This window comes from Paenibacillus selenitireducens (assembly GCF_002021565.1).
GTDB classification, from domain to species: Bacteria; Bacillota; Bacilli; order Paenibacillales; family Paenibacillaceae; genus Paenibacillus_K; species Paenibacillus_K selenitireducens.
The window spans coordinates 147368-173169 of sequence record NZ_MSZX01000004.1; the positions used below are offsets into that span (position 1 = coordinate 147368).

26 protein-coding genes and 1 other RNA gene are annotated in these 25802 nt (G+C 44.2%); 23 read left to right on the forward strand and 4 right to left on the reverse strand.

The window, feature by feature from the left end; all coding sequences use genetic code 11:
• Positions 1 to 96: 96 nt before the first annotated feature.
• The 7 genes from BVG16_RS11110 (at position 97) to rnpB (ending at position 6911) form a co-directional block, all read left to right on the forward strand.
• Positions 97 to 561 (forward strand): YaiI/YqxD family protein, encoded by a 465-nt coding sequence (locus BVG16_RS11110; protein ID WP_198957447.1) that lies wholly within the window; start codon positions 97 to 99, stop codon positions 559 to 561.
• A 43-nt stretch (positions 562 to 604) separates the two neighbouring features.
• The gene (gene dnaG, locus BVG16_RS11115; RefSeq protein ID WP_078498700.1) at positions 605 to 2437 is read left to right on the forward strand and encodes a DNA primase; all 1833 of its coding nucleotides are present in this window, start codon (positions 605 to 607) and stop codon (positions 2435 to 2437) included.
• 39 nt (positions 2438 to 2476) lie between these two features.
• Entirely contained in the window at positions 2477 to 3598 is a 1122-nt protein-coding gene (gene rpoD, locus BVG16_RS11120; protein WP_078498701.1) for an RNA polymerase sigma factor RpoD, read from the forward strand.
• Between the two features lie 92 nt (positions 3599 to 3690).
• The gene (locus BVG16_RS11125; protein WP_078498702.1) at positions 3691 to 4548 is read left to right on the forward strand and encodes a hypothetical protein; all 858 of its coding nucleotides are present in this window, start codon (positions 3691 to 3693) and stop codon (positions 4546 to 4548) included.
• Between the two features lies 1 nt (position 4549).
• The gene (locus BVG16_RS11130) at positions 4550 to 5323 is read left to right on the forward strand and encodes a tRNA (adenine(22)-N(1))-methyltransferase (RefSeq protein WP_198957448.1); all 774 of its coding nucleotides are present in this window, start codon (positions 4550 to 4552) and stop codon (positions 5321 to 5323) included.
• Positions 5299 to 6414 (forward strand): Nif3-like dinuclear metal center hexameric protein, encoded by a 1116-nt coding sequence (locus BVG16_RS11135; protein ID WP_078498704.1) that lies wholly within the window; start codon positions 5299 to 5301, stop codon positions 6412 to 6414. The genes BVG16_RS11130 and BVG16_RS11135 overlap by 25 nt, the downstream gene beginning before the upstream one ends.
• Before the next feature lie 92 nt (positions 6415 to 6506).
• Positions 6507 to 6911, forward strand: an RNA gene (gene rnpB / locus BVG16_RS11140) — RNase P RNA component class A.
• Positions 6912 to 6978: 67 nt separating this feature from the next.
• On the opposite strand, the gene BVG16_RS11145 is transcribed toward rnpB, so the two are convergent.
• Positions 6979 to 7836, reverse strand: a complete 858-nt coding sequence (locus BVG16_RS11145) for a sugar phosphate isomerase/epimerase family protein (RefSeq protein WP_078498705.1) — start codon at positions 7834 to 7836, stop codon at positions 6979 to 6981.
• Between the two features lie 114 nt (positions 7837 to 7950).
• Complete coding sequence (locus BVG16_RS11150) at positions 7951 to 8805, reverse strand: helix-turn-helix transcriptional regulator (protein WP_158081668.1); 855 nt, start codon at positions 8803 to 8805, stop codon at positions 7951 to 7953.
• Positions 8806 to 8955: 150 nt separating this feature from the next.
• Here BVG16_RS11150 and BVG16_RS11155 point away from each other — a divergent pair, with 150 nt between their 5' ends.
• Positions 8956 to 10077 (forward strand): Gfo/Idh/MocA family protein, encoded by a 1122-nt coding sequence (locus tag BVG16_RS11155; protein WP_078498707.1) that lies wholly within the window; start codon positions 8956 to 8958, stop codon positions 10075 to 10077.
• A 5-nt stretch (positions 10078 to 10082) separates the two neighbouring features.
• Positions 10083 to 11156, forward strand: coding sequence for a Gfo/Idh/MocA family protein (locus tag BVG16_RS11160; RefSeq protein WP_078498708.1), 1074 nt, complete (start codon positions 10083 to 10085; stop codon positions 11154 to 11156).
• Between the two features lie 76 nt (positions 11157 to 11232).
• On the opposite strand, the gene BVG16_RS11165 is transcribed toward BVG16_RS11160, so the two are convergent.
• On the reverse strand, positions 11233 to 13134 hold the full coding sequence (locus BVG16_RS11165; RefSeq protein WP_078498709.1) for a S8 family peptidase: 1902 nt from the start codon (positions 13132 to 13134) through the stop codon (positions 11233 to 11235).
• A 153-nt stretch (positions 13135 to 13287) separates the two neighbouring features.
• On the opposite strand from BVG16_RS11165, the gene BVG16_RS11170 reads away from it, so the two are divergent.
• The 6 genes from BVG16_RS11170 to thiI all read left to right on the forward strand — a co-directional run bounded on the left by BVG16_RS11170 (position 13288) and on the right by thiI (position 17881).
• Positions 13288 to 13788: a YpuI family protein gene (locus BVG16_RS11170; protein WP_078498710.1), complete on the forward strand. Its 501-nt coding sequence runs from the start codon at positions 13288 to 13290 to the stop codon at positions 13786 to 13788.
• Positions 13789 to 13845: 57 nt separating this feature from the next.
• A complete protein-coding gene (locus tag BVG16_RS11175) occupies positions 13846 to 14079 on the forward strand; it encodes a DUF1540 domain-containing protein (RefSeq protein ID WP_078498711.1) in 234 nt (77 codons plus the stop codon).
• Complete coding sequence (locus BVG16_RS11180; RefSeq protein WP_078498712.1) at positions 14076 to 14447, forward strand: MFS transporter; 372 nt, start codon at positions 14076 to 14078, stop codon at positions 14445 to 14447. Before BVG16_RS11175 ends, BVG16_RS11180 begins: the two co-directional genes overlap by 4 nt.
• Before the next feature lie 123 nt (positions 14448 to 14570).
• A complete protein-coding gene (locus BVG16_RS11185) occupies positions 14571 to 15287 on the forward strand; it encodes a lytic transglycosylase domain-containing protein (RefSeq protein ID WP_078498713.1) in 717 nt (238 codons plus the stop codon).
• 129 nt (positions 15288 to 15416) lie between these two features.
• Entirely contained in the window at positions 15417 to 16580 is a 1164-nt protein-coding gene (locus BVG16_RS11190) for a cysteine desulfurase family protein (RefSeq protein WP_078498714.1), read from the forward strand.
• Positions 16577 to 17881, forward strand: coding sequence for a tRNA uracil 4-sulfurtransferase ThiI (thiI, locus tag BVG16_RS11195; protein ID WP_078498715.1), 1305 nt, complete (start codon positions 16577 to 16579; stop codon positions 17879 to 17881). Before BVG16_RS11190 ends, thiI begins: the two co-directional genes overlap by 4 nt.
• Before the next feature lie 54 nt (positions 17882 to 17935).
• Here thiI and BVG16_RS11200 read toward each other — a convergent pair whose 3' ends face one another.
• Complete coding sequence (locus BVG16_RS11200; protein WP_078499095.1) at positions 17936 to 18625, reverse strand: TerC family protein; 690 nt, start codon at positions 18623 to 18625, stop codon at positions 17936 to 17938.
• Positions 18626 to 18767: 142 nt separating this feature from the next.
• Between BVG16_RS11200 and BVG16_RS11205 the strand changes: the two genes are divergently transcribed.
• The 8 genes from BVG16_RS11205 (at position 18768) to BVG16_RS11240 (ending at position 25696) form a co-directional block, all read left to right on the forward strand.
• Positions 18768 to 19433 carry a TerC family protein gene (locus tag BVG16_RS11205; protein WP_078498716.1) on the forward strand — a complete coding sequence of 222 codons (666 nt, stop codon included), beginning with the start codon at positions 18768 to 18770 and terminating at the stop codon, positions 19431 to 19433.
• 131 nt (positions 19434 to 19564) lie between these two features.
• Positions 19565 to 20050, forward strand: a complete 486-nt coding sequence (locus BVG16_RS11210) for a hypothetical protein (RefSeq protein WP_078498718.1) — start codon at positions 19565 to 19567, stop codon at positions 20048 to 20050.
• A gap of 172 nt (positions 20051 to 20222) precedes the next feature.
• Positions 20223 to 22064 (forward strand): translational GTPase TypA, encoded by a 1842-nt coding sequence (gene typA, locus BVG16_RS11215; protein ID WP_078498720.1) that lies wholly within the window; start codon positions 20223 to 20225, stop codon positions 22062 to 22064.
• A 65-nt stretch (positions 22065 to 22129) separates the two neighbouring features.
• The gene (locus BVG16_RS11220; RefSeq protein WP_078499096.1) at positions 22130 to 22435 is read left to right on the forward strand and encodes a YlaH-like family protein; all 306 of its coding nucleotides are present in this window, start codon (positions 22130 to 22132) and stop codon (positions 22433 to 22435) included.
• A gap of 29 nt (positions 22436 to 22464) precedes the next feature.
• Positions 22465 to 22740 carry a hypothetical protein gene (locus tag BVG16_RS11225; RefSeq protein ID WP_078498721.1) on the forward strand — a complete coding sequence of 92 codons (276 nt, stop codon included), beginning with the start codon at positions 22465 to 22467 and terminating at the stop codon, positions 22738 to 22740.
• 35 nt (positions 22741 to 22775) lie between these two features.
• Positions 22776 to 23864: an LCP family protein gene (locus BVG16_RS11230; protein ID WP_078498723.1), complete on the forward strand. Its 1089-nt coding sequence runs from the start codon at positions 22776 to 22778 to the stop codon at positions 23862 to 23864.
• A gap of 131 nt (positions 23865 to 23995) precedes the next feature.
• Positions 23996 to 24199: a PNPOx family protein gene (locus BVG16_RS11235; protein WP_078498724.1), complete on the forward strand. Its 204-nt coding sequence runs from the start codon at positions 23996 to 23998 to the stop codon at positions 24197 to 24199.
• 165 nt (positions 24200 to 24364) lie between these two features.
• Positions 24365 to 25696 (forward strand): PhoH family protein, encoded by a 1332-nt coding sequence (locus BVG16_RS11240; protein ID WP_078498725.1) that lies wholly within the window; start codon positions 24365 to 24367, stop codon positions 25694 to 25696.
• Positions 25697 to 25802: the final 106 nt, after the last annotated feature.

Consider the following 25802-nt stretch of genomic DNA (forward strand, 5'->3'; position numbering starts at 1 on the left):
GCTTGCAGGATTTTTTCATTCTTCATCGTATATAATAATAAGGAGAATGTAAGTTCTCTTTAAATCCTTATGAAGAAATGGGTGATCTCCATCCCTATGTCAACTTATCGCATTGTAGTGGATGCAGATGCATGTCCAGTGAAGCAAGAGATCATCCAAGCCGCAAAATTGTACCAAGCTTCAGTACTTATGGTGGCTTCATACGATCACAGACTGCAAGTGTCGGAAGGTGTCGAAACAATTCAAGTGGATCGATCAGATCAATCTGTCGACTTATATATTGCCAATCGAATCTGTGCGCAAGATATTCTTGTGACCCAAGATTTCGGACTCGCGACGATAGGGCTTGCCAAACGTGCTATTGTCCTCTCGCCGCGAGGTCAGCAATATACGGATGAGACGATTGATTTCTTATTGGATCGAAGGCATACCCAAGCCAAACAACGGCGAAGTGGGAAGCATTCCAAAGGTCCAAAACCCTTCACAGAAGAAGATCGACAAATTTTCCAACATAAACTGACAAAAGTTTTGAGGAACTTGCAGGAGAATGTTTCGTTATAGCGAATAAATATACGTACGTGTAAAAGAGATGAAGGTGGTTCAGATGAGTACCGGTAACGGCAACATTCCGGAAGATGTTATTGAAGCGGTGTTACAACAACATGACATCGTTGATGTCGTCGGAAAATATGTTCATCTAACTAAGCAAGGAAAGTATATGAAAGGGCTGTGCCCATTTCACTCTGAGAAGACACCGTCATTTACAGTTACACCAGACAAACAAATTTTTCATTGTTACGGCTGTGGCAAAGGTGGAAATGCGATTAAGTTCGTGATGGAAATCGAGAGCTATTCCTTTCCGGAAGCAGTACGTACCATGGCGGAAGATGCGAACATCCCAATAAGTTGGAACGCCCAGGCGATGGAACAATCCCCTCGTAACCTGCTTCGCGACCAACTACTTAAAGCGCATGAACTTACCGCGATGCTGTACCATTTTCTGCTCAAAAACTCGGATCACGGTCAGCCTGCAATGGAGTATTTGCGACAACGTGGTTTTACAGACAAGCTTATTGATCAATTTCAAATCGGATATGCGCCGAACCGATGGGATACATTAACTCAATTTCTGACGAAGCGAGGATTCGATCTTTCTGAGATGGAACAAGGTGGACTTTTATCCATGCGTTCGGATGAATCAGGGTATGTGGATCGTTTTCGGGATCGAATCATGTTTCCAATCTGGGATCGTAACGGTAAAGTCATCGCGTTTGGTGGACGAATGCTGCATGATGGTCAACCCAAATATTTGAATTCACCAGAATCGATGCTCTTTAATAAAAGCCGTGTGCTTTATAATTTGCATCATGCCAAACCTTCCATACGAAAAGCCCACCAAATTGTGCTATTTGAAGGATATGTTGATGTGATTCAAGCTTGGGATGCTGGTGTTACGAACGGAATCGCTACGATGGGAACCGCGCTAACATCCGATCATTTGAATCATTTGAAGAACCAAGCAGAAGAAGTCGTTGTCTGTTACGATGGCGATGATGCTGGACAAGCTGCAGCAATGAAGGCAATACCCATGCTTGAGAAAGCAGGATTTCAAGCTCGTGTAGCCGTGTTGCCGGACCGATTAGACCCAGATGAATATATTAAAGAACATGGGAAAGAGCGATTCCGTCATCAAATCATTGAAGGTGCAGTTACCCCTACGAAATTTAAGCTTATATATTTGAAAAAAAGCCATATACTGCTAGAAGACAGTGGTAAGCAGCGGTATGTCAGTGAGGCGACGAAATTAATCGCTGAAATACAATCACCGACAGAGCGTGAAGTTTATTTGAAAGAATTAGCTCAACAATTTCCAATCTTTGATTATGAGACGCTGAAGCAAGAATGTAATGAATTTCGAATCACGTTGCAAAAAAAGAAACCGGTTGGGGATAATAACGACAATTGGTGGAATAATGTTATGAATGAAAAACGAGTAACTCCGCCACCAAACCTGTTACCAGCCTATCATAACGCTGAACGAACAATCATTGCGCTCATGCTACAGGATCTGGAAGTTACCCGTTATGTTCAAGAACGTCTCGGTGATGAATTTAACGTAGAAGATCATGCAGCGATTGCTGCTTATCTATATGCATACTACGCACAAGGGAAGGAACCGGATATCAGCCGATTCATCTCTTCATTGTTAGACGACCGCTTGGAGAAGATCGCAATTTCGATATCCATGATGGAAGTTCAGTTGGAGTTTAACCCACAAGTGCTTGATGATTACATTCGTGAAATTCAGAAGGTACCAAGACTTCGTGAAGTTAAACATAAACGAGATGAAGTGAAAGAAGCGGAGCGCGCCGGAGATTTTCTGCGAGCTGCACAAATTGCAAGTGAGATTATAGCCCTAGAGAGAGACCTGAAATGATGGATAATACGCAGTTTCTAGGGAGGAGGGAGTCGAATTATGGCGAATGATCAACATACTGAACTAGAAACAGAATTGACATTAGACCAAGTTAAAGATCAATTAATTGAGATCGGTAAGAAAAGATCCACACTGAGCTACAAGGAAATCATGGAGAAGATGGCATCTTTTGATCAAGATGCAGAGCAAATGGATGAGTTTTTTGAACATTTGGCTGATTTGGGGATTGAGGTCAACAACGAAACCGATGAAGACAACAGGGGATCTGACGATCAAGAACGTGAACATGATGAATTCAACTTCGACGATGATTTAACACTCCCACCAGGTATTAAAATTAATGACCCCGTGCGGATGTATCTGAAGGAAATCGGACGTGTACCTCTACTATCTGCTGACGATGAAGTTCTTCTAGCGGAACGTATTGAGAATGGCGACGAAGAAGCGAAACGCAGATTAGCTGAAGCGAACCTTCGTCTCGTGGTAAGTATCGCAAAACGTTATGTTGGACGCGGTATGCTATTCTTGGACTTGATTCAAGAAGGGAACATGGGTCTGATTAAAGCGGTCGAGAAATTTGATCACCGTAAAGGATTTAAGTTCAGTACGTATGCGACTTGGTGGATTCGTCAAGCGATTACCCGTGCGATCGCAGACCAAGCCAGAACGATTCGGATTCCTGTGCATATGGTCGAAACCATTAACAAATTGATTCGGGTATCCCGTCAGTTACTGCAAGAATTAGGGCGCGAACCAACTCCAGAAGAAATTGCAGCTGAAATGGAACTAAGCACCGATAAAGTCCGTGAAATTATGAAGATTGCACAAGAGCCAGTATCGCTTGAGACTCCGATCGGGGAAGAAGACGACTCTCACTTGGGTGATTTTATTGAGGATCAAGAGGCATTAGCTCCTGCAGATGCAGCAGCCTACGAGTTGTTGAAAGAACAATTGGAAGACGTTCTCGATACATTGACCGAGCGCGAGGAGAATGTTCTCCGTCTACGTTTTGGATTAGATGATGGTCGGACAAGAACGTTAGAAGAAGTAGGTAAAGTATTTGGCGTTACACGTGAACGGATCCGTCAAATCGAGGCGAAAGCGTTGCGTAAACTTCGTCATCCAAGTCGAAGCAAACGTCTTAAAGATTTTCTCGAATAAAGCGCATGTTATGGACCTTCTGCGGTTTGCAGTAAGGTCTTTTTGTTAGAAACGGCTCAGATATCTCTCAGCCGAGGGAGAGGATCAATGGAATGGAATCGGACAAATTGGACAAACGAAAGATCATTGTAAGAGAAATCCTTCATTGGCGAAATAGCCGATTATTACCAGAGCAATACTGTGATTTTCTGTTGAATCTATATGAAGATCATCCAGATCAACGGCTTCATACAGCGGGTTCTTCTACATCTTCTTGGTTCTCCATACAGTCACTGATGTTATGGAGCTGGAAACGTTGGTTGCTTGGATTTGTTATTTTTTCCTTGATTTGTTTTGTTGTACTTCATTTTAAAGGATTTCCTCTTGCATTGCAAATTTTCACAGGAGTTGCTTTTATTACCTGTTGTTACGGGCTTGGCGTGAAGATTCGACGGAAGCAACCGTCCACAAGTCTTATGATGCTTGGGATTGGCAGCATGACGATGATCAGCGTAGGAATGATGCTGCTGCAGTGGCATGAGGTAGATAACCAATTTAGTGTTGTCATGCTAATTATGGCGTGTAGTCTAACGTGGCTGCTGATCGGGACGTTCGTCCAAGTACCCTTGCTTCATTTTTGTGGATGGATCGGGTTTGTTCTGTTATACGGTGCATTCCTGACCAGAACGATGCCGGATGCAGCTTGGTATGAAGTTGAGATCTTCTGGTTGCCGATTTGTTTCGTAATGCTTTGGTTGAGTTGGTATGTACATCATAAGAACAAGACGGGGTCATCTGTCTTATTCCTAATCGGTACATTACTCTGGTTCGTTCCAGAACTGCACGAAATGTTCTTTTATAAAGAATATTTAAGTATGGGATTTATTCAGTCGGCATTGTTCGTGAAGATTGTTCTAGGAGCCGTGCTATTGTTTAGTTTACGAAAAAAATGGATTGCGTGGGTTGTTTAACATGACGAAGATAATAAAGCTTTCTGAACGATTAAAGTTAATAGCTGATCAAGTACCACATGGCTCCCGTGTTGCAGATATTGGATCAGACCATGCGCTTTTACCGTGCTATCTTGTGAATTCAGGACAAGCATTAAGCGCGATTGCGGGGGAAGTAAATCCTGGGCCGCTCGAGGCAGCGCAGAAGCAAGTTCGTGAAGAACAATTGGAGCAGTACATAACCGTGCGTGAAGGCGATGGGTTAGCCGTTATCCAACCGGGCGAGGTGAATGTCATTACGATTGCTGGTATGGGCGGTAGTCTTATCGTCAAAATTTTATCGGCAGATCCTGCTAAATTGGTCGGGATCGAGCGATTGGTGCTTCAGCCGAATGTCGGTGAAGACACGGTACGTCAATGGCTATTACAGGAGAATTGGCTGTTAGTGGATGAACATATCCTTGAGGAAGACGGGAAGTTCTACGAAGTGATTGTCGCTGTTCGGGCTGAAGATGCTGCAGCGCGCAATGCGGAGTTGTATGCCGCGAATCCCTTAGAAGCCTATGGTGTTCACGTATCGAAGGAGCAACAAATTTGGATGGGACCTTACTTATTGAGTCAACCGAATGCTGCATTTGCTCGCAAATGGGAGTCCGAGAAGAGCAAGCTGGAACGAATCGTACAGACACTGCAGCAATCTCAAGCAGAGGAGTCCCGCGTCAAGGAACAGGCTTTTCAACAACAAATTGGGCGAATTGAGGAGGTATTGCAATGCTTGCAAAAGGGCAGACCATAATTCAATACATGGAGCAGTTCGCTCCCAAACATTATGCCGTACCCGATGACAAAATTGGCCTACAATTAGGGACGCTGCAAAAGCAAATCAGGAATGTCCTTGTGGCCTTGGACGTGACGGAGGAAGTGGTCGATGAAGCGATTGCGAAAGACGTGGACTTGATCATTGCTCATCATGCGATTATATATCGTCCCATTGCTCAACTGACGACGGATACACCTATGGGGAAACTGTATGAGAAGTTGATCAAACATGACATCGCAGTCTATATTGCACACACGAATTTGGATACGGCTGAAGGCGGCGTAAATGATTTGATGGCAGACGCACTCGAATTACAGGATTGCACATGCCTCGAAGAGATTCATACAGATCATCTGTTCAAGTTAGTCGTATTCGTACCGGAGACAGATCATGAGAAGGTTATGCAGGCTATGTTAAATGCAGGGGCAGGACATATCGGTAATTACAGCCATTGCAGCTTTAATAGCCAAGGGACAGGAACCTTTGTTCCGCTGGAAGGAACCAATCCGTATATCGGCAGCCAAGGTGTCATGGAACGTGTCCCTGAGATACGAATCGAGACGATCGTCCCTCAAAGTATCCAGCGTAAAGTGGTTCAAGCGATGCTCAAGGCGCATCCGTATGAAGAAGTTGCCTACGATTTATATCGTATGGATTTAAAAGGACGCAGCTTTGGGCTAGGTCGCGTAGGGAAGCTTCAGGACGCGTTGACATTAGCAGATTTGGTTGAGCGTGTGAAGGAACGTTTTGACGTACCGCAAGTTCGTGTTGTTGGTGATTTGAAGCGTGATGTGAGAAAGGTTGCCGTGCTTGGCGGCTCCGGATCAAGATATGTGAAGCACGCCTTATTCCGCGGTGCGGATGTGCTGGTCACGGGAGATATTGATTACCATACGGCCCACGATGCATTAGCAGCAGGGATTGCATTAATCGATCCCGGTCACAATGTGGAGAAAATCGTCAAGCCAGCCGTAGCCGCGATGTTACAAAAGAAAATGGAAGAACATAAATATACGACACGGATTATCGCATCGGAATTATCGACGGAAGTGTTCCAATTCGTTTAGGCATAACGTGGATTTCCAGAATGAGCTAAGTTTGCTAGGACTTTGTTCTTGTGCTTTGGGACAAATACGAGTATACTAACGTATGTTGTCGGAAAGTTTGACAGACAATCGCTGGTGATGCAAATCACGAGAGGAAAGTCCGGGCTCCACAGGGCAGGATGCTGGATAACGTCCAGTCAACGCGAGTTGAAGGATAGTGCCACAGAAATGGACCGCCGATGGCCGCTTTATGCGGATCAGGCAAGGATGGAACCGTGGTGTAAGAGACCACGAGGAACGCTGGTGACTTCGTTCCTGGTAAACCCCATCTGGAGCAAGACCTAATGGGACGCAAGCAGCTTTCGAGGCTGCAGCCTTAGCCCGAGGTGCGTCTGGGTTGGTCGCTGGAACTGTGCAGCAATGTACAGTCTAGATAGATGATTGTCACTTACAAGTGGGAGGGTAGCCCCCGTATTACCACGGTAAGTACAGAACCCGGCTTACGGCGAACTTTCCACGCAAATTAAAAACCGCAAGACACTTTTGAAGTGTTTTGCGGTTTTTAATTTGTGCTTTATTTTACCACTATAGAAGTGAACGAATATAGGCCAAATTATCCTGTAATGCTCTGTCTGTTGGCAAAGTGCCGCTAAAATCTTCATAGCTGAGCCATCCGTCATAACCGAAAGTCTTCAGATCCTGAATAACTTGCGGCCAATGAATAATACCATTCGAAATGCCTTCCCACGATGCTTGCCAATGAGCAGCATGCCCTGCCGTAATTTCTTTTTCATTGGTTGGTGCCCATTTCGCGTTTTTTACATGGACATGGGCTAGATACTCGCCAAGAATTTGTAACCCCATTAATGTCTGTTCGTATCCCTCATATACCATGTTTCCTGAATCATAGATGACACCGATACGCTTCGGATCAAAGCCTTCTACGAGGCGACGCGCTGCGCTTGCGCTTGGAATGATGGTATTGTGATGAATCTCCACGAGCCCTTGGATACCATATTGTTCGCTTAATGCGGATACCCCGCTCAGGAACTCCCGCGTCTTCTGGAATAACGCATCAAATCCAATCTTGCGGTCATATCCCGGAGCTCCTACACGAATCGACGGAGCTTGCAAGATCACTGCTGCTTTCATGGCTTGTTCTACAGCCTGAAGATCGCCGCATGTGATATAACTTGCAATGTTCGGCACAGTTAACCCCGCTTGTTCAGTCAGGCGATGAACTTCGGTCCATACGGAAGGATCTGCGTTGGAATCCAGGGTACATAGATTATTTCCCCAGAAAGAGGGGGAGTCTTGACGCTTCTCTTCAGATATTGATGTAAAACGCCACTCCACACCGTCATAACCATATTTCTTGAGGAGTGCTGGTGCTTCTGTATAAGGGATCTCTGGCATCATGACCGTAAAGACAGCAAATTTCATAGTAGCTCGCTCCTTATGTATTTCGTCTATTTGTGTTCATGATAGCATAGGTATCGAACGGGACATTATCTGAAATTTGCTGATGTCGAAGAACATTTAACTGATATTGTTGTTTTATGATGATGAGCTTGGAAAAAGATTCTTTTTCCGATATTGTTCTGGTGTTACGCCAGCGTGCTGCTTAAAGGCCCGGCTGAAATGCGAGGGGTATTTGAAGCCTACCTCATAACCGATATCGGTGATCGGCCTTACGCCTCCCATGAGTTCGACTTTAGCTTGTTTGACGCGACGCTGCATTAGGTAATAGAAAATAGTTAAGCCAGTGATCTCCTTGAAAATTTTGGCCAGATAATATTTGCTAAGATGCAATTCTGATTCTAAACGTTCTAGCGTTATCTCTTCGGCATAATGCTGTTCGATGAAAGTGATAATCCGTTGGACGTGTTCTGCTCTAGCAGATGGCAAGACTGTTTTTGCTTGCAGCGGCGTACTGCATAGGTTGTGAATTTGAAGCAATAAATCGAGCAGCAGTACATGGCTTCGCTGAATGGATACCACATCGCCAAGGTCATATAGCTGCTGTATCCGGTCTATGGATGCTTCAACCTCTTGTTTGGTCTCATCCCGAAGCTGAAGGCGAATATTTTGTAATTTCTGAAAAGGTTCAAGAACGTTTACTTTTAAAGGTGCATGCATGAAAGATTGCAGGAATACGGGATCAAAATGAATGGTGGTACGGATATACGGTTCGACGGGGTCAATGTGCGGGCGATGAAGCGTCATGCCGTGCATAAGAAGAAGATCACCAGGCTCCATGATGTAGATTTGATCATTGATCAAATACGTGCATTTTCCGCCGCGAAAATAATAAATTTCATAGTGAGAATGGGTATGGTAGGTATATTGGTTGTGATGGTCGGACGACGTACCTATGATAACCGGTTGTATCATCAAAATCTGGTCAGCCATGATCATTCTCCTTTCCATTGTCGAATCCATTATACCCCAACCAGAGTTAAATGGTATGGAAAACTGGCAAATGCTAGTGAAGAGAATGATCGTATGCCAATGATACAATGAAGCCGAATACGAATTTGTAGCCAAAGGGGTCGAAGGCAAATGGAACAATTACGAATTGGGATCATAGGCATAGGGAATATGGGAACGGGACATGCCTCAGATATGATAAATGGTGGAGTTAAAGGCGCGATTCTGACAGCAGTATGTGATATAAAACCAGAGCGATTGGAATGGGCGAAGGAGCGTTTCGGAGAGCAAGTGAAGACTTTTGATAACGTAGATGAATTTCTGAGTTCTGGAATCATCGATGGAGTCCTCATCGCGACGCCGCATTTTGATCACCCACAGTTAGCAATCGAATGCTTTGAACGCGGTTTACATGTGTTGTGTGAGAAGCCAGCAGGCGTATATACGAAGCAAGTTCGAGAAATGAATGATGCAGCAGCCAAAACAGATCTGAAATTCAGTATGATGTACAACCAGCGCACGAACCCTATTTATAAGAAGTTAAAAGAATTGATTGATTCAGGTGAACTTGGTGAGATCCGGCGTACGAATTGGATTATTACGAATTGGTATCGCTCCCAAAGTTATTATGATTCAGGATCATGGCGTGCAACATGGGCAGGCGAAGGCGGAGGCGTGTTATTGAATCAGGATCCGCATCAACTTGACTTGTGGCAATGGACGACAGGGTTAATGCCAAAGCGGGTTCGTGCCTTTTGTTATTTTGGCAAACATCGCAATATCGAGGTTGAAGATGATGTCACCGCCTTCGTGGAGTATGAGAACGGTGCAACGGGCGTATTCGTGACGACAACGGGGGAGGCGCCGGGAACGAACCGTTTTGAAGTGACGGGGGATCGCGGGAAGATCGTGATTGAAGATAACAAATTGACGTTCTGGAGACTGCGTGTGCCTGAGTCCGTATTTAACGAAGAATATAAAGGCGGCTTCGGTGAGCCGGAATGTTGGAAATGCGAGATTCCTGTTCACGGCGAAAACTCGGGACATAAGGGTATCATCCAGAATTGGACGGATAGCATATTGCACGGAGCTCCGCTTATCGCACCAGGGGAAGAAGGCATTAAAGGATTATCCATCTCGAATGCGATGTTGCTATCGACTTGGACGGATAACTGGGTAGATCTTCCTTTGGATGAAGATTTGTATCATACATTACTTCAAGAACGTGTAGCTAATTCAGTATATAAGGGGTGAATCAAATGCAAAAATCAGATGGAATGAATTATGCACCACAAGGTAAACCGAGTCGGGTTGTCGAATCTGGTGAATTTTATTTTGCTGCGATGGCATTGGATCACGGTCATATTTACGGTATGTGCAACGGATTATGTGAAGCAGGTGCCGACCTGAAATGGGTTTACGATCCGGATCATGAGAAAGTGAAGGTTTTCCTGCAGCATTACCCGCAAGCAAAAGCGGCATCCTCGGCGGAAGAGATTCTATCGGATCCGGAGATTCGTCTGGTTGCCGCTGCCGCGGTTCCTAGTGAACGTGGGCCCTTAGGCGTGCGCGTGATGGAGAGCGGAAAAGACTATTTTACGGATAAAGCTCCATTTACGACACTTCATCAGTTGGAAGAAGCAAAAGCTGTAGCGTCACGTACAGGGCGAAAATATATGGTGTACTATAGTGAACGCCTGCATGTCGAGAGTGCAATATACGCAGGGCAATTGATCGAACAAGGCGCGATTGGACGCGTCATTCAAGTGATCGGTCTAGGCCCGCATCGACTGAATGCAGCCTCTCGACCGGAATGGTTCTTTCAATTCGAGAAGTACGGGGGAATCTTGTGCGATATTGGATCGCATCAGATTGAACAATTCTTAACATTTACCGGTTGTAAAGATGCGAAGGTCACAAGCGCCAAGGTAGCCAATTACAACAATAAGCAGTACCCGGAACTCCAAGATTTTGGTGATATGACGCTTGTTGGGGACAACGGTGCGACGGGATATTTTCGAGTGGACTGGTTTACGCCGGATGGGCTCGGTACTTGGGGTGACGGTCGAACATTGATCTTAGGTACCGAAGGGTATATCGAATTACGGAAATATATTGATATTGCTCGCGATCAAGCAGGTGACCAAGTCTATCTCGTTAATCGTGATGGGGAGCAGCGGATGGAAGTGCAAGGTAAAGTCGGTTTTCCGTTCTTCGGCGCGCTGATATTGGATTGTATCCATCGGACCGAACATGCGATGTCGCATGAACATGCGTTCAAAGCTGCAGAATTGTGCTTGATTGCCCAACGAGATGCCGTACGGATTGAATAGTACAGGAATGGGATAACATGTTTTAAATGAAAAAAAAGGAGAATGGAAGTGAAAAACTTCCATTCTCCTTTTGTGATTATTGGTATTTCGATGCGGCTTTATCCATTTGTTTCTTCACGAAATAAGGGAAGAAATTCAACGTATGCGTCTGCTGATCAGCAGCTTCCAGTGCCTTGACGACGTCAATCTGGCCGTAACCAAAATAAATATCTCGACCCGACTGCCCTAAGTCGATGACATTTTTACGCATGATATCCATGACTTCCGTATTCTTGAGATTCGGGTTAACAGATCGAATGAGTGCTGCCAACGCAGATACGTGAGGGCAAGCCATGGATGTACCGGATAGCGCGGCATACTGATTGTCCATAAAGGTACTTGCGATATTCTCGCCAGGTGCGACCACATCTACATAGTCCCCATAATTCGAGAAAGACGCCTTTTCTTTCGTTTTTGTCGTAGCGGATACCGCAAAAACTTCAGGATATGCGGCCGGATAACCTGGTTGGTCCGTATTGTCATTTCCCGTAGCAGCGACGAGGACAACATCCTTGTCGTAGGCGTATTTAATGGCATCATGCAGGAAGCTGGCTTCCGCGTAGTTGCCAAGACTCATATTGATGACTTTCGCACCATGATCTGCTGCCCATATAATCCCTTGAGCAACAGAATAGGAAGTGCCGGCTCCGGAGTCATCCAACACTTTGACAGGCAAAATTTTATTATACCAAGTCATTCCTGCGACGCCTTCATGGTTATTTACAAGGGCACCGATGATACCGGCAACATGCGTGCCATGGCCGACATCATCGGTTGGAGGCAGCGAGGGATCGATTGCGTTGTATCCTTTAAGCAATTGACCTTTTAGATCCGGATGTGTCAGGTCTACGCCTGTATCGACGATACCTACGATAACTTCTTTTTTACCTTTGGATAGGTGCCAGCCTTTATTGGTCTCGATAATTGGCAAATTCCATTGATATTGCTTGTACAACGAATCGTTGGGCTGATCTGTTCCGGAATCATTTTGTGTTGTCTTCATGCTTACTTCGTTGGTCAAATACAAGAAATGGGGCTCGACGTACACAGGATCATACGCTTTGAAATAGGATGTTAATGCTTCAGCACTCATCTTATTGGAACGGAAAATGTAAGCATAACCTACATGGCGTACATGTGTACAATGAATATCACGTTTTATTTTCTCCATCTGGTCTGCCGTTGGCTGATGCTTGAATCTCACGACAATCTCATTCGTATAGTAATGGCTTGTGTCCGCATTATCTTCGCCTTGGGTGGCTCTTTTGGGTTTCATGTTATCATTGTCTACGGTTTTGACCCGGAATTTATGATCATGCGGATAAGGAATCAAGCGCAAATTGCGGCGCTGATGTTTGTTTACAGTATTGAGAATTTCTTGATTCACGACGGCAACCATACCGCGTTCGCTATTCTTCGCTGGGATGCCCATCACGAGATATTTGTGATTTCCTTTAAGTACCGGTGCGGATTCATAGTTCTCACGCTTTTTTACTTTCGATTTCGCGGTAAGGATATGCTGCTGGAGTGTTTTCTTCGCCTCAGGCTCCATTTTGGAAGGCAAAGCACCGTATTCGTATTGCTTATTTGCGCGATTGTCCATCCAGATTAGATAGCCTATATGTTTGTGGTCTTTCTGCATTTTTGAAGCATAGGCTTGAATACGAGCTGGGGTGGCTTTGTCCAGTTTATGAAGCATCATCTGTACATGATTGGTACATTCGATTTTGCACATTTTTTGAGTTAACTCGACGTCGTTTTTCAGCACCATTTCCTTCATGTTTTTTTCCTGCAAGGTTGTTATATGGGGTGTGGCTTGAGGTACGGGTGCTGGGTTTGCAGGTTGCGTTGGATTTGCTGGATTTTTAGGTGCTACAATGGGGTAGAGAAGCGCCCCGATTCCGATGACGAATAATAAGGCGATGAGCCCGCGCCGCATAAGTTGTCCCTCCGTAGTCCATAGTGGTGATCTAATCAATATTAGAGTGGTACGAAGGCTGCGAATTTATTCGATCCCTGCGGAAAAGTGTACCGTTTCGAAGTGATTTATGGTAGGATTTAGTTGGAACTTTTGCTTAAGGGGGAGCCGTATATGTCAGCATCTAATGTGAAGCAACTCTGTGAAACGACAAGAGAGAAATTAAAGCTTGCAATCCAACAGATGGAAAGCTTCTTGAATGAGTATGCATTATCGCAATTAGCTGGAGAAGAAGAGCAGGAAATGAAGGAGTTCTACCAAGGATTTTTATCCGATTTACGGCATGTACTTGTATTTTCCGAGGTTTCTTATGAATCGCTTGGTGTAACGCTAAGACGCGCAACATTCGATGTCGATTTTGCTGAAAAAGCATTATATGATGTATACCATCGCTGCGTGAACAGCTTCTATTATCCGAAGAATGAGTGTTATTCGGAAGATGGTCGGTATGCTTATACAGGACAAGATGCCATTCGCTTCGGTAAGAAGCCGATTAAACCGGCCCGTAACATTATTCTTGAGGTAAGTAAGATATATGAGGAATTGCGCGACGAGCTGTCGTATTACGAAAGTGATTATTTGACACAACGTCGTATGCAGAACCAGAAAATATAATAATTTCTAGTTTAGGACACCGAGGTAGCGGGTAACTTGTTACTGGGGTGATAAACGATGACAACACAAAAACCAGTTGTGAATTGTAGTGTAGTAAATTGCAGTTACTGGGGTTCAGGGAACAAGTGTCACGCGCAGTCCATCATTATTGATGTAGATGCGAATGCACAGGCTCGTTACGATGCGGAATTCGCTGCCGAAGGTTTCGAATCTAAATCGCCTGAACCTGCTCCAACTTCGTCTGTGACATGCTGTCATACATTCAAGCCAAAAGCAGGTGGTTCTCGGTGAGTAACCGGAAGCAGCTTGGCAATGAATTTCGGACGCGGCAGCATCGAAGAGATGAAGATAAGTCATTGGATGACCACAACAAGGAAGAGTATGCGTCAGAAGTAGCTCCAGGTGCATGGGTGCAGAAGAGTGATATCGATGCACGACCTGACGTTGATGATGATGCTGGGGTGGGAGCGGGCGTGCAGTTAGGTTGGGTTGCTCTTGTATTTGCGATTGCATCCTTATTCTTCTGGCCAATCATTATGGGGCCGACTGCGGCAGTTTTAGGCTTTTACGCTTACAGACAAGGTCAGCGTTCCATGGGAACTTGGTCGATGGTGATCGGCGCCATTGCATTTTTTGTATTTGCTTTTATTATACGTTAGGTACCGACAGTGAGACGATTCGCAGGAATCGTCTCACTGTTTTTTTTGTCGAAAAAGAGTGGTTCTTGATCGGGAAAAGGTGTACAATAAAAATCAAATGTGATAACAGAATGGGGAGAAATAATGCAGATTGATCCACGTGTGTTGAAGCAAATGATTCAAATGCAAGTGATGAATAATATTGATTTATCAGGCACAGCTCTCGAGAGTACAACCGTACAAAGCTCGGGTAGTGATACGTTTGAATCATTATTAGAGCAATTCTTATGGAATAGCGTTGACAACAAGTCTACAACAGCATCGACATCATCCAATCTGGACTTGAACATGCTAGCCAGTCTTTATCCGTCCTTAGTCGATTCACCGTACTTTAATGAAGATAATGTAAATGCGTTTGCAAGCTATGAGAATCAACAGACGATTCCGACACAATATGATGATATCATTAAACAAGCGAGTCAGAAGTATGGAATTAGCGAAGCCTTAATTAAGGCTGTCATTAAAGTGGAATCGTCATTTAATCCAGAGACGGTCTCCTCTGCAGGGGCGAAAGGTCTTATGCAATTAATGGATGCGACTGCCCGTGGATTAGGGGTTACGAACTCATTTGATCCAGCGCAAAATATTGATGGTGGCACGAAATACTTAAGCTATCAGTTAAAGCGTTTTGACGGACAAGAGAAGCTCGCGCTAGCTGCATATAATGGCGGGCCTAATCGGTTAGCGAAGCTAGGGATTCAGACCGAGCAGGAGCTAATGGAAAAGTTACACCTTCTCCCGAAGGAAACACAGAACTATCTAAGAAAGATTGATCATGCGCTTCAAAGTGTTACGGTATAATTGCATAAGAGCAAGCTGAAAAAGGATAAAAGCAAGGATGACGGATCAAAATGAGGGTAAACCTCAGTCTTTGATCCTTTTCTTTGTATTTATATAGATAAGTCATGAGGCTGGGAAGGAGAAAGAAATATGTTGTATTTTGACCATTGTGCTTCAACGCCGCCATTTGACGAGGTGATTCAAACCGTCAGTGAAGTAATGAAGCTTCAGTATAGTAATCCATCCTCCATTCATCAAGCAGGGGTTGCAGCGGAGAAGTTAGTCACGCGGGCAAGGGAAGTGATGGCTTCAGCTCTACAAGTTCAACCGAATGAAATCTTGTTCACGTCTGGTGCAACAGAAAGCAATAATCTGGCGATTCAAGGTGCTGCCATGCAGAAGAAAAGCCGGGGCAATCATATTATTACGACAGGCATTGAACATGCCTCCGTCTATGAGTGCTGTAGATTGCTTGAGCGGAGAGGATTCCAAGTTACCTATCTGCCTGTTGACTCAAGCGGACGGATTCGCATCACCGATCTCCGAGCAGCGATTACAGAACAGACGATCTTGGTGAGTATCATGCATGTGAATAATGAGGTTGGAAGTATCCAACCGATTGAAGCTATAGGTGAAGTATTAAAAGAGTATCCTCGTATTCTATTCCATGTGGACGGTGTGCAAGGACTCGGAAAAGTGCCGGTGAAATTGCATGAATGGGGCGTTGATCTATATAGTATCTCCGCTCATAAATTGAGAGGTCCTAAAGGCGTAGGTGTATTATATTGTCGGGAAGGCGTTCAAATTCAACCGCTATTTGCAGGTGGAGAACAAGAACGCGGATTGCGTGCAGGTACCTTGAACGTTCCGAATAATGTCGCGATGGCCAAAGCGGTTCGGATGACTTTGGAGCGTCAAGAAACGGCTGTGACGAAGCTTCGTGAGCTGCGCCAGCATTTGATTCAAGGAATTGATTCGATCCCGGAGCTTGTGCTCAATTCGAGCCGTAATTTAGAAGAAGGTGCCCCGCATGTGGTACACTTCTCCTATCCTGGCATGAAGCCGGAGGTTATTATTCATAAGTTAGAGCAACATGGTATCGTGGCTTCTACCCAATCGGCTTGTTCGTCAAAAGATTTAAAGCCAAGTCGCGTACTCCTAGCGATGGGATGTAATGAAGCACGCGCATCCGGCGGGATACGAATTAGTATGGATGCAGAACAGTCAATAGAAGATATAGTAAAGCTTGCTGAAGCACTTCGCATCATTGTAAAAGAGCTGAAGCCACTGGAGAAGGGACAACACAGACGATGAATTATGATATGCTTATCCTTCGTTTCGGCGAAATTACCATTAAAGGGAAAAACCGAACTCGATTTGAAAATACCGCTTTAAATCATGTACGCCGATTACTGGCTGCATTCCCTGAACCCATTGTCCGTAAAGAATATGGGCGAATCTATGTTGAATTGCATGGTGTAGATCCAGCATTAATCGTACCTAAACTTCAAAATGTATTCGGGATCAACTCGATTTGTCTCGTGAAGCGAGCGGATACGGATTTAGAACAAATTCAAGCGATTGCGCTCGGATTTATGACCGAAGTGATGGCAGCGCAAGGTGATCGTACTGTTACCTTTAAAGTGAGTGCACGGCGTGTTTGGAAGCCATTCCCTCATGGTTCTCAAGACATGAATCATTTAGTCGGTTCACCAATCTTACGTGCTTTTCCTGCTTTGAAAGTAGATGTGAACCATCCGGAGATTAATCTTCATATTGAAATTCGTCAGGATGGTACCTATATGTACCATGAGATTGTGACAGCTGTAGGCGGTTTCCCGCTTGGATCGAACGGTAAAGCTATGCTGTTATTATCCGGGGGCATTGACAGTCCTGTAGCAGGTTGGTCTGCACTGCGACGCGGGCTTGAGATTGAATGTGTGCATTTCCACAGTTATCCGTTCACGAGTGAGCGCGCGCAGCAGAAGGTGTTAGATCTTGCCCAAGTGCTTGCTGGATTCGCTGGTAAAATCAAGGTGCATATGGTGCCTTTTACAGAAATTCAGACGAAATTCACACAGGTTGGCCATGATAATTTGATTATTACGCTCATGCGTCGTTCCATGCTTCGTATTGCTACGAAGCTTGCAGAACAGCATCGTGCCATGGCGTTGGTGACTGGGGATAGCTTAGGGCAAGTCGCGAGTCAGACATTGGGAAGCATGAATGTCATTGGCAAAGCGACGGATATTCCGATGCTGCGTCCGCTCGTGATGATGGATAAGAATGAAATTATCGAGATCTCTAAAAATATCGGGACATATGATTTATCGATCCTTCCGTTCGAGGATTGCTGTACGTTATTCGTACCTAAGAATCCTTCCACGAATCCGAATCTTAGAATGGTTGAGAATATCGAAGCGTATATTGAGGGCTTAGACGAAATGATTCTTGAAGCGGTACGAAATACCGAGACGGTTGTTTTGCAGGACGGTCTTGATGCGGATACGGAGGCTGAGGCTAAAGGGTCTATCCCGGAGCACGAGGCTGAGAACACACCAGCAAATTCGATCGTCAAGGAGTCTTCTAAAGAACTCGAGGATTCGTGGTTCTAATGATAGGGGTAATAAGAAAAGGACGCTCTTCGGAGCGTCCTTTTTCATCTAATATTATGCATTTTGTTCCTGGCGTTTGTGTTGTAATCCTTTCACTAACTTGCCGCCTCCGATGACCAGAGCAACAATGACCACAATAAAGGTCCATTTAAGGACAGGCGATTCTACAAAGTAATGATGGATCTTAGCTTCCTCAGTAATCATCTTCGCGGCATTAAAGGCGAGTACAGCAGACCCTGCATAGATAATCCAAGGATAACGTTCAATGACTTTAATAAAGATGGTACTGCCCCAGACCACGATCGGAACACTAATCAGTAGACCGATGGTGACAAGTAATGTGTGGCCTTGTGCTGCCCCCGCGACAGCGATGACGTTATCCAGTCCCATAGCTGCATCCGCAAGAATGATGGTCCATACAGCGGCCATGAGCGAGGATCCAGCTTTCACATGTTCATCATCTTCTTTATGATCGACCAACAGCTTGAAGGCGATCCATAAGAGCAATAAACCACCGATAAGTAGGAGCCATGGAATTTGTAGTAATTTCACGACTATAATCGTAGCTACGATCCGAATGAGCACGGCGCCGCCTGTTCCAAGAATAATGGCTTTCTTTTGCTGCTGTGGATCAAGATTTCGTGCTGCCATACCAATGACAATCGCATTATCTCCCGCTAATAGAAGGTCCACGAATACGATGTTAGCAAGTGCAATAAAAAATTGTAAGCTGAAGATTTCAATGTCCAACGCGTGTCACTCCTCTGTCTGTCCTATATGTGCTAATTTCTTTTTTATAATTTATATACGTTTCAAATTAGGCTTGGATTCATATTTTAGCATAGCTTGACTCATTCGCACATACAAGTATAGAGGGGTGAAGTCGTTGGAAAATCTATTTTTATTGCTTGAGATCCTGATTATTAATATGGTCCTAAGTGGCGACAACGCCGTTGTTATCGCAATGGCGAGCAAAAACCTACCTGTTGCCCAACGAAAAAAAGCAGTCTGGTGGGGAGCGTTTGGAGCCGTTATTTTAAGGTGTGTTTTAACCGTTGCTGCCATGTATTTGCTAAAGATACCATTAATCCAAGCCTTTGGTTCTTTGCTTCTTCTTTATATCGCGGTGAAGCTCTTGATGGATGAAGATAATTTTTCGCGAATCAAAATCGCTTCGAGCATGTGGAAAGCTGTGAAGACGATTCTTGTTGCCGATTTCGTGATGAGCTTGGATAATGTTCTTGCGATCGCCGCGGTAGCAAAAGGGGATTTCGGACTCATTGTGATTGGGATCGCACTAAGTATTCCAATCATTGTGTGGGGCAGTACGATCATTGTGAATTTACTCCACCGGTATCCCATTCTCATCTATTTAGGGTCCGGTATTTTAGGGCTCACAGCAGGACAAATGTTAATGGAAGATGCAAAACTGCAGTCTTTAGTATTTTACAACTGGCCGCCAATACTACATACGATAATCCCTGTCACAGCCGCGATTTTGGTGATTATCATCGGAAAGTCCGCGAAACATTATCACGCCCATAGCCAATAATATCCATCCGTAGGAGCAAACCTACGGTTTTTTTTTTGCCGAGTGTGGTTTTTTTGGGAAAATTCAGATACACTAAAAGTAGAAACTGTCGCTTTTTGTCTTGTCCATTTTACGTGAACGGGGGTTTTGGCATGACGAATAAACAGCAGGGACTCGGGATATGGATTGTGATCGCCGGTGTCGTTATATTGCTTGGTAAGCTTGGCGTATTTAGCTTTATTGGCTCCGTGTTTTGGCCGCTTTTCATTTTAATTCCTGGTATCGTGCTGCAATTCTTATATTTTTCGCGCGTATTGTCTGCAGGAATCCTCATTCCGGCAGGTATATTAACAACCTATGGACTTATCTTCCTGATCTGTAATATCTTTGGTTGGGGATCGATGAAATATTTGTGGCCACTATTTATTTTTGGGGTTGCAGTAGGCTTGTATGAATATTACGTGTTTAGCATGGATCGTCCGCGCCCAGCTTATGTGGCGTCGTTGATTTTAACGATTGTTTCCATTGTATTCCTGGCGGTGACGTTACTGTGGACCATTGGGATTTACTTTATTGCACTCGGTTTGATCATCGTGGGATTGGTGCTTGTTTTTGGAGGGCGTAAACGGTATTGGTAATAGTCGTTTAGGAAAAATTTTGATTTGCAATTTTTATGCAATTCCGTATAATTAAAGGGATATGTCAAGCGTCGGCATTTTGCCTGGCGCTTATTTTGGGTAGTCCAGTTGTAGATTACACTGTTTTTGAATAAAATTTGAATTTGAATTTGAAAGGATTTGAACATTTCGTATGCATTCAAGAGAAAATATTCGTAATATCGCAATTATCGCCCACGTTGACCACGGGAAAACGACACTTGTCGATAAATTGCTTCAACAGTCCGGTACTTTTCGTGAAAATGAGCAAGTAACCGAGCGTGCAATGGACTCCGGTGATATCGAACGTGAACGCGGGATTACGATCTTAGCGAAGAACACAGCAGTTACGTACAAAGAGTTTTTAATTAACATTATGGATACACCGGGCCATGCTGACTTTGGTGGCGAAGTTGAACGGATTATGAAAATGGTTGACGGTGTATTACTTGTCGTGGATGCATTCGAAGGATGTATGCCTCAGACTAAATTCGTATTGCGTAAAGCACTTGAGAGTCAATTGACTCCCATTGTTGTTGTAAATAAAATTGACCGTCCAAACGCCCGTCCAGATGAAGTAATCGACGAGGTGTTGGAGTTGTTCATAGAATTAGGTGCAAATGATGATCAATTGGATTTCCCAGTTGTTTATGCATCTGCATTAAACGGTACATCCAGCTTAGATCCTGAGAAGCAAGATGAGAACATGCTTGCATTGTATGATACGATCACGAGTCATATCCCTGCACCGACAGAGGATGTTACACTACCGCTTCAATTCTTAGTTACGCTCATGGATTACAACGAGTATTTGGGCCGTATTGCGATTGGCCGTGTAAACCGTGGAGTCATCCGCCAAGGTCAATCTGTGGCAGTTATGACACGTGAAGGTCAGACGAAGCAGGCACGTATCGAGAAATTGTTCGGCTTCCAAGGCTTGAAACGTATTGAAGTGGAAGAAGCAGGCGCAGGTGATATCATCGCGATTGCAGGGATTAAGGATATTAACATTGGGGAGACCATTGCGGATCCTGCAAATCCAGAAGCATTACCGGTATTGAAAATTGATGAGCCTACATTGCAAATGACATTTATTGTTAATAATAGTCCTTTCGCAGGCCGTGAAGGTAAATGGGTTACTTCTCGTAAGCTTCGTGAGCGTCTATTCAAAGAGCTTGAGACAGACGTTAGTTTACGCGTAGATGAAACGGATAGCCCAGATGCGTTTATCGTATCAGGTCGCGGTGAGCTTCACTTAGGTATCCTCATTGAGAACATGCGTCGTGAAGGATTTGAAATGCAAGTTTCCAAGCCAGAAGTTATTGTTCGCGTAGAGAACGGCGTGAAAATGGAGCCGATCGAGCGCTTGCTGATTGATATTCCAGAAGAGAGCATGGGTTCTGTCATGGAAAGTCTAGGTTCTCGTAAAGCCGAGATGGTGAACATGGTGAACCATGGTAATGGCCAAGTTCGTCTTGAGTTCTTGATTCCAGCTCGCGGCTTGATCGGTTACCGTACGAACTTCCTTACTTTGACACGTGGTTACGGGATTATGAACCATGCTTTTGATAGCTACGGACCATTAGTGGGCGGTCAAGTAGGTGGACGTCACCAAGGCGTATTGGTATCGAGTGAGAACGGTTCTTCGACATTGTATGGTATTCTCTCCATTGAAGATCGCGGAATCTTGTTCTTACAACCAGGTGCCGAAGTATACGAAGGTATGATCGTTGGTGAACACACACGCGATAACGATATTATCGTGAATATCTGTAAAGAAAAACAATTAAACAACATTCGTTCAGCAGGTAAAGATGATACGGTCAAAATGAAAACGCCACGTCTATATTCTCTTGAGCAAGCTCTTGAGTATTTGAACGATGATGAATATTGTGAAATTACACCTAAATCGATTCGCTTACGGAAGAAAATTCTTAATAAAGCGGAACGTGAACGTGCAGAGAAACACCGTAAAATGGCAGAAGCCAATAGTTAATGTAACGTTAGCGAGCAGTATGGGAATTTAAGTTATTAAATCAAGGAAGAGGAGTGAACATCATGTTGCATGATTGGTTTGCTGCACATCCGATAATCGCTTATCTGATCATTTATGTTTTCTTGGTTTACATCTTTAACAAGGTATTTCGCGTTCGCAAATTACCGATCTTAAAAGACATGATTATCTATGTGTTGATTGGGATCTGTGCATTTGTACTGCTCGTGTTTCAAATTGATAAATTGCCCATTATTCCTTGTCTCGCAGTTGCAGTTGCTCTTATGCTTATGGTGCGCATTCGATATTTTGTCGAAGCGCGCCAAAAGCGTAAAGAAGCTGCAGCGGGACAACCTTCTGCGGAAGGAAAGTAGACGAGGTTACGTCGAAAGGGGAGAATGGAATGAAGCTTCAAGATGCACTGTTTAACTGGCTTCAGATAAAAATGGTTGCAGATGCAAGACCCGAAGATCGCGCTGCAGCAGATACCGTAGATTTTTTTGCTACGATACTTCGTGAAGATCATCAAATGACGGCATTCGACATTGTGATGATCGATCATACGATGGTACATATTCAATATGTGATAGACGGGAAAACGAAGAAACAAATGGTTCCGCGTGAGAGCGCGGAACAATTACTTCATGACATTAACTCTAATCCGAAGTACAATGAGTAATTACAGATTTAGTTATTGAAAAGGTGTTGTTGCAAATGAATCCAGCTTCAGGGCTCCCTCCAAGGGAGCGGAGCGGGCGCACAAGCATAGCGCAAAAATCAAATAAGCCGCAAAATACGCAAAATACGCAAAATACAAAAAAGACACAAAAAACAAAGCCGAAAAAGGCAAAAAGTCCCTGGCGGACATTTTTCAAGACGATAGGCATATTGCTCATTGTCGGTATCATTTCTGCATGTGTAGCTGCTGGCTATCTAGTATATAAGGCTGATAAAGGTTTAGATGCGATTTCAACGGTATCACCGGATGAGAAGCCTCTTCCGCCGGAGTTGTCTGCAAAGGTCAAACCTGTATCCATGCTTTTGCTAGGTGTAGATACACGGGAAGATTCTGGCGGTTTGAATACCGATGTCTTCATGGTCGCAACGATGAACCCGGTAACAAAGACGGCTACGGTTGTCTCGATCCCACGGGATACCAAAGTGGAATTGAAGGGGTATAAATCACGTAAGATTAACGCGTATTATGCAGCATTTCGTTCGCAGGATAAGGATAAAGCCAACGATGATATGAAGGAATTTGTCGGTAAGTATTTGGATATTCCGATTGATTATATCTCCATGATCAACTTTAAAGGCTTTGCCGATGTCGTGGATGCGCTCGGCGGCGTAGACGTGAACGTAGATATGGATATGCGTTATGTTGATACAGCTGACGGCACGAATATTAACCTGAAAAAAGGCTTCCAAACCTTAAACGGGGAAGATGCACTCAACTTCGTCCGCTACCGTAAATCGAATACGAAGAATCCAACGAAAGGTTCTAGTGATTTCGAACGGAATCGCAGACAAAGTGAAGTTCTGCACGAGATGATGCGAAAAATGCAGACTTTTGACGGAGTAACCAAGGTTCCTGCGATCATTGATTCTGTAGGTAAGAACTTAAAGATGGACGTGCAGAAAGATCAGATTAAAGATTTGATCACCACGTACTTTACGATGAATAAAGATAATGTAACCTTTATTCCGATTGAGGGTAATTGGAAGAGCCCATATGTTTATCTGGACGATGCGAAGTTTGAAGAAGCGAAGCAAGCGCTAAAACAAGAGCTAACAGAGAAATAATTGTGTAGGTTCGTGAATATCTATCTTCATAGGGAGTTTGTACGTATAGGACATTTCCTCATGGATGCAAGTTTTTGCCTGTGCTATAATATGATTAATCATAGCAAGTTAAAGTAGGAGGGCGCGATCGAATGGCAGAAGCGATTGAAACACTTTCCGAAGCTTTATTATTGCAATTGCAGCAGGAACCCTTTGAAGTTAAGATGGACACGGTGCGTGAGGCTATGAACAATGGTTCACGAAATTCCGTTGTGCCTTTCATTCCAACAACATACAACAAACATGCCGCGGATCAATTGAACGGACAAGTTCGTGCGGCCATTCAAAAAGCCTAGTGAGTGAATCACTGGGCTTTTTGTGTATTTGGAGTCGTTGAACGGTTCAACAGATAGGATTATTCTGAGGAGAGGGTGATGGCTTTTTCGCAGTAGAGGTAGTGGACTTTAATCTCATTGGTTTACGTGATGCGGCAATGATTACCACGCTTGGAGGCGGCGCAGATGAAGAAGATATTTGTGTTGGATACGAATGTATTGTTACATGATCCCAATGCGATTTACGCTTTTGAGGATAATGATGTTATCATTCCTGCTGTGGTATTGGAGGAGATCGATTCGAAGAAACGTAATGCCGATGAAATCGGTAGAAATGCCAGATACGTGTCTCGATTATTGGACGGTCTTCGCGAAAGAGGACATTTGCATAGCGGTATTACGTTAGATAATGGCGGCAAGTTAACGGTTGAATTGAATCATCGAAGCTTCGTGCGAGTACAAGAGATGTTCGGCGAAATCACCAATGATAATCGCATTCTCGCTGTTGCGCTGAATTATCATATCGAAGAGCAGCAGCTAGATGAACCCAAACCTGTTGTTCTGGTAAGCAAGGATGTTCTGGTACGAATTAAAGCCGATGTACTCGGGCTCAATACCCAAGATTATTTGTCTGATCGTACCGTTTCCTTAACCGACCTTTATCTAGGTTATTTGACCTTACACGTACATCCATCTGTCATTGATGAGTTCTACACGTTTCGGTATTTGAATATTTCAAATCTGAACTTAAAATATCCGTTGTATGCCAACGAGTTTGTCATTCTCCGAGATGAAATGGGTACGAGCAAGTCTGCACTACTGCGCGTTAATCCAGAGGCTACGAAGCTAGAGCCATTATTCTTAAGTAATGATCCGGTATGGGGAATCAGCGCACGAAATGCTCAACAACGGATGGCTTTGGAACTATTGTTGAATGATGATGTACCCCTTGTTACGATCACAGGGAAAGCGGGTACGGGAAAGACCTTATTAGCGCTCGCTGCAGGATTGTTGAAAGTAGAAGATGAGCATAAATATAAGAAGCTACTGATTGCGCGGCCAGTCGTTCCAATGGGGAAAGATATTGGGTATTTGCCAGGTGAAAAGGATGAGAAGCTGCGCCCATGGATGCAACCGATTTATGATAATTTAGAGTATCTCTTCGATACCAAGAAATCGGGTGACATTGATAAAATACTTGTGGGTCTCGGCAGCATCCAAGTAGAGGCTCTCACCTACATTCGGGGTCGTTCGATCCCAGGTCAGTTCATCATTATTGATGAAGCACAGAACTTATCGAAGCACGAAGTCAAGACGATCGTTTCCCGTGTAGGTGAGGGGAGTAAAATCATCCTGATGGGCGATCCGGAACAAATTGATCATCCTTACTTGGATGCAGCAAGCAACGGGCTTACGTATATTGTTGAACGGTTCAAACATGAAGGGATAAGCGGTCATATTACATTGGAAAAGGGCGAACGCTCAAAGCTTGCACAACTCGCTGCGGATTTATTGTAGAAATCGTAAAATAACTATGAAAATAACCTGCTCCTTTTTTGGAGGAGGTTATTTTTGTACGCGACAAATGCTTCCAATATTGCTAGAATATAAAGCATGAAACGAG

What these genes read in the sequence shown, in the direction of transcription:
- BVG16_RS11235 (WP_078498724.1), top strand. Translation starts at nt 23,996, where the DNA reads ATGGCAGAAGCGATTGAAACACTTTCCGAAGCTTTATTATTGCAATTG.
- BVG16_RS11160 (WP_078498708.1), top strand. Translation starts at nt 10,083, where the DNA reads ATGCAAAAATCAGATGGAATGAATTATGCACCACAAGGTAAACCGAGT.
- BVG16_RS11240 (WP_078498725.1), top strand. Translation starts at nt 24,365, where the DNA reads ATGAAGAAGATATTTGTGTTGGATACGAATGTATTGTTACATGATCCC.
- BVG16_RS11150 (WP_158081668.1), bottom strand. Translation starts at nt 8,805, where the DNA reads ATGGCTGACCAGATTTTGATGATACAACCGGTTATCATAGGTACGTCG.
- thiI (WP_078498715.1), top strand. Translation starts at nt 16,577, where the DNA reads ATGAATTATGATATGCTTATCCTTCGTTTCGGCGAAATTACCATTAAA.
- BVG16_RS11155 (WP_078498707.1), top strand. Translation starts at nt 8,956, where the DNA reads ATGGAACAATTACGAATTGGGATCATAGGCATAGGGAATATGGGAACG.
- BVG16_RS11125 (WP_078498702.1), top strand. Translation starts at nt 3,691, where the DNA reads ATGGAATCGGACAAATTGGACAAACGAAAGATCATTGTAAGAGAAATC.
- BVG16_RS11175 (WP_078498711.1), top strand. Translation starts at nt 13,846, where the DNA reads ATGACAACACAAAAACCAGTTGTGAATTGTAGTGTAGTAAATTGCAGT.
- BVG16_RS11130 (WP_198957448.1), top strand. Translation starts at nt 4,550, where the DNA reads ATGACGAAGATAATAAAGCTTTCTGAACGATTAAAGTTAATAGCTGAT.
- typA (WP_078498720.1), top strand. Translation starts at nt 20,223, where the DNA reads ATGCATTCAAGAGAAAATATTCGTAATATCGCAATTATCGCCCACGTT.
- rpoD (WP_078498701.1), top strand. Translation starts at nt 2,477, where the DNA reads ATGGCGAATGATCAACATACTGAACTAGAAACAGAATTGACATTAGAC.
- BVG16_RS11145 (WP_078498705.1), bottom strand. Translation starts at nt 7,836, where the DNA reads ATGAAATTTGCTGTCTTTACGGTCATGATGCCAGAGATCCCTTATACA.
- BVG16_RS11165 (WP_078498709.1), bottom strand. Translation starts at nt 13,134, where the DNA reads ATGCGGCGCGGGCTCATCGCCTTATTATTCGTCATCGGAATCGGGGCG.
- BVG16_RS11225 (WP_078498721.1), top strand. Translation starts at nt 22,465, where the DNA reads ATGAAGCTTCAAGATGCACTGTTTAACTGGCTTCAGATAAAAATGGTT.
- BVG16_RS11135 (WP_078498704.1), top strand. Translation starts at nt 5,299, where the DNA reads ATGCTTGCAAAAGGGCAGACCATAATTCAATACATGGAGCAGTTCGCT.
- BVG16_RS11185 (WP_078498713.1), top strand. Translation starts at nt 14,571, where the DNA reads ATGCAGATTGATCCACGTGTGTTGAAGCAAATGATTCAAATGCAAGTG.
- dnaG (WP_078498700.1), top strand. Translation starts at nt 605, where the DNA reads ATGAGTACCGGTAACGGCAACATTCCGGAAGATGTTATTGAAGCGGTG.
- BVG16_RS11190 (WP_078498714.1), top strand. Translation starts at nt 15,417, where the DNA reads ATGTTGTATTTTGACCATTGTGCTTCAACGCCGCCATTTGACGAGGTG.
- BVG16_RS11230 (WP_078498723.1), top strand. Translation starts at nt 22,776, where the DNA reads ATGAATCCAGCTTCAGGGCTCCCTCCAAGGGAGCGGAGCGGGCGCACA.
- BVG16_RS11110 (WP_198957447.1), top strand. Translation starts at nt 97, where the DNA reads ATGTCAACTTATCGCATTGTAGTGGATGCAGATGCATGTCCAGTGAAG.
- BVG16_RS11210 (WP_078498718.1), top strand. Translation starts at nt 19,565, where the DNA reads ATGACGAATAAACAGCAGGGACTCGGGATATGGATTGTGATCGCCGGT.
- BVG16_RS11170 (WP_078498710.1), top strand. Translation starts at nt 13,288, where the DNA reads ATGTCAGCATCTAATGTGAAGCAACTCTGTGAAACGACAAGAGAGAAA.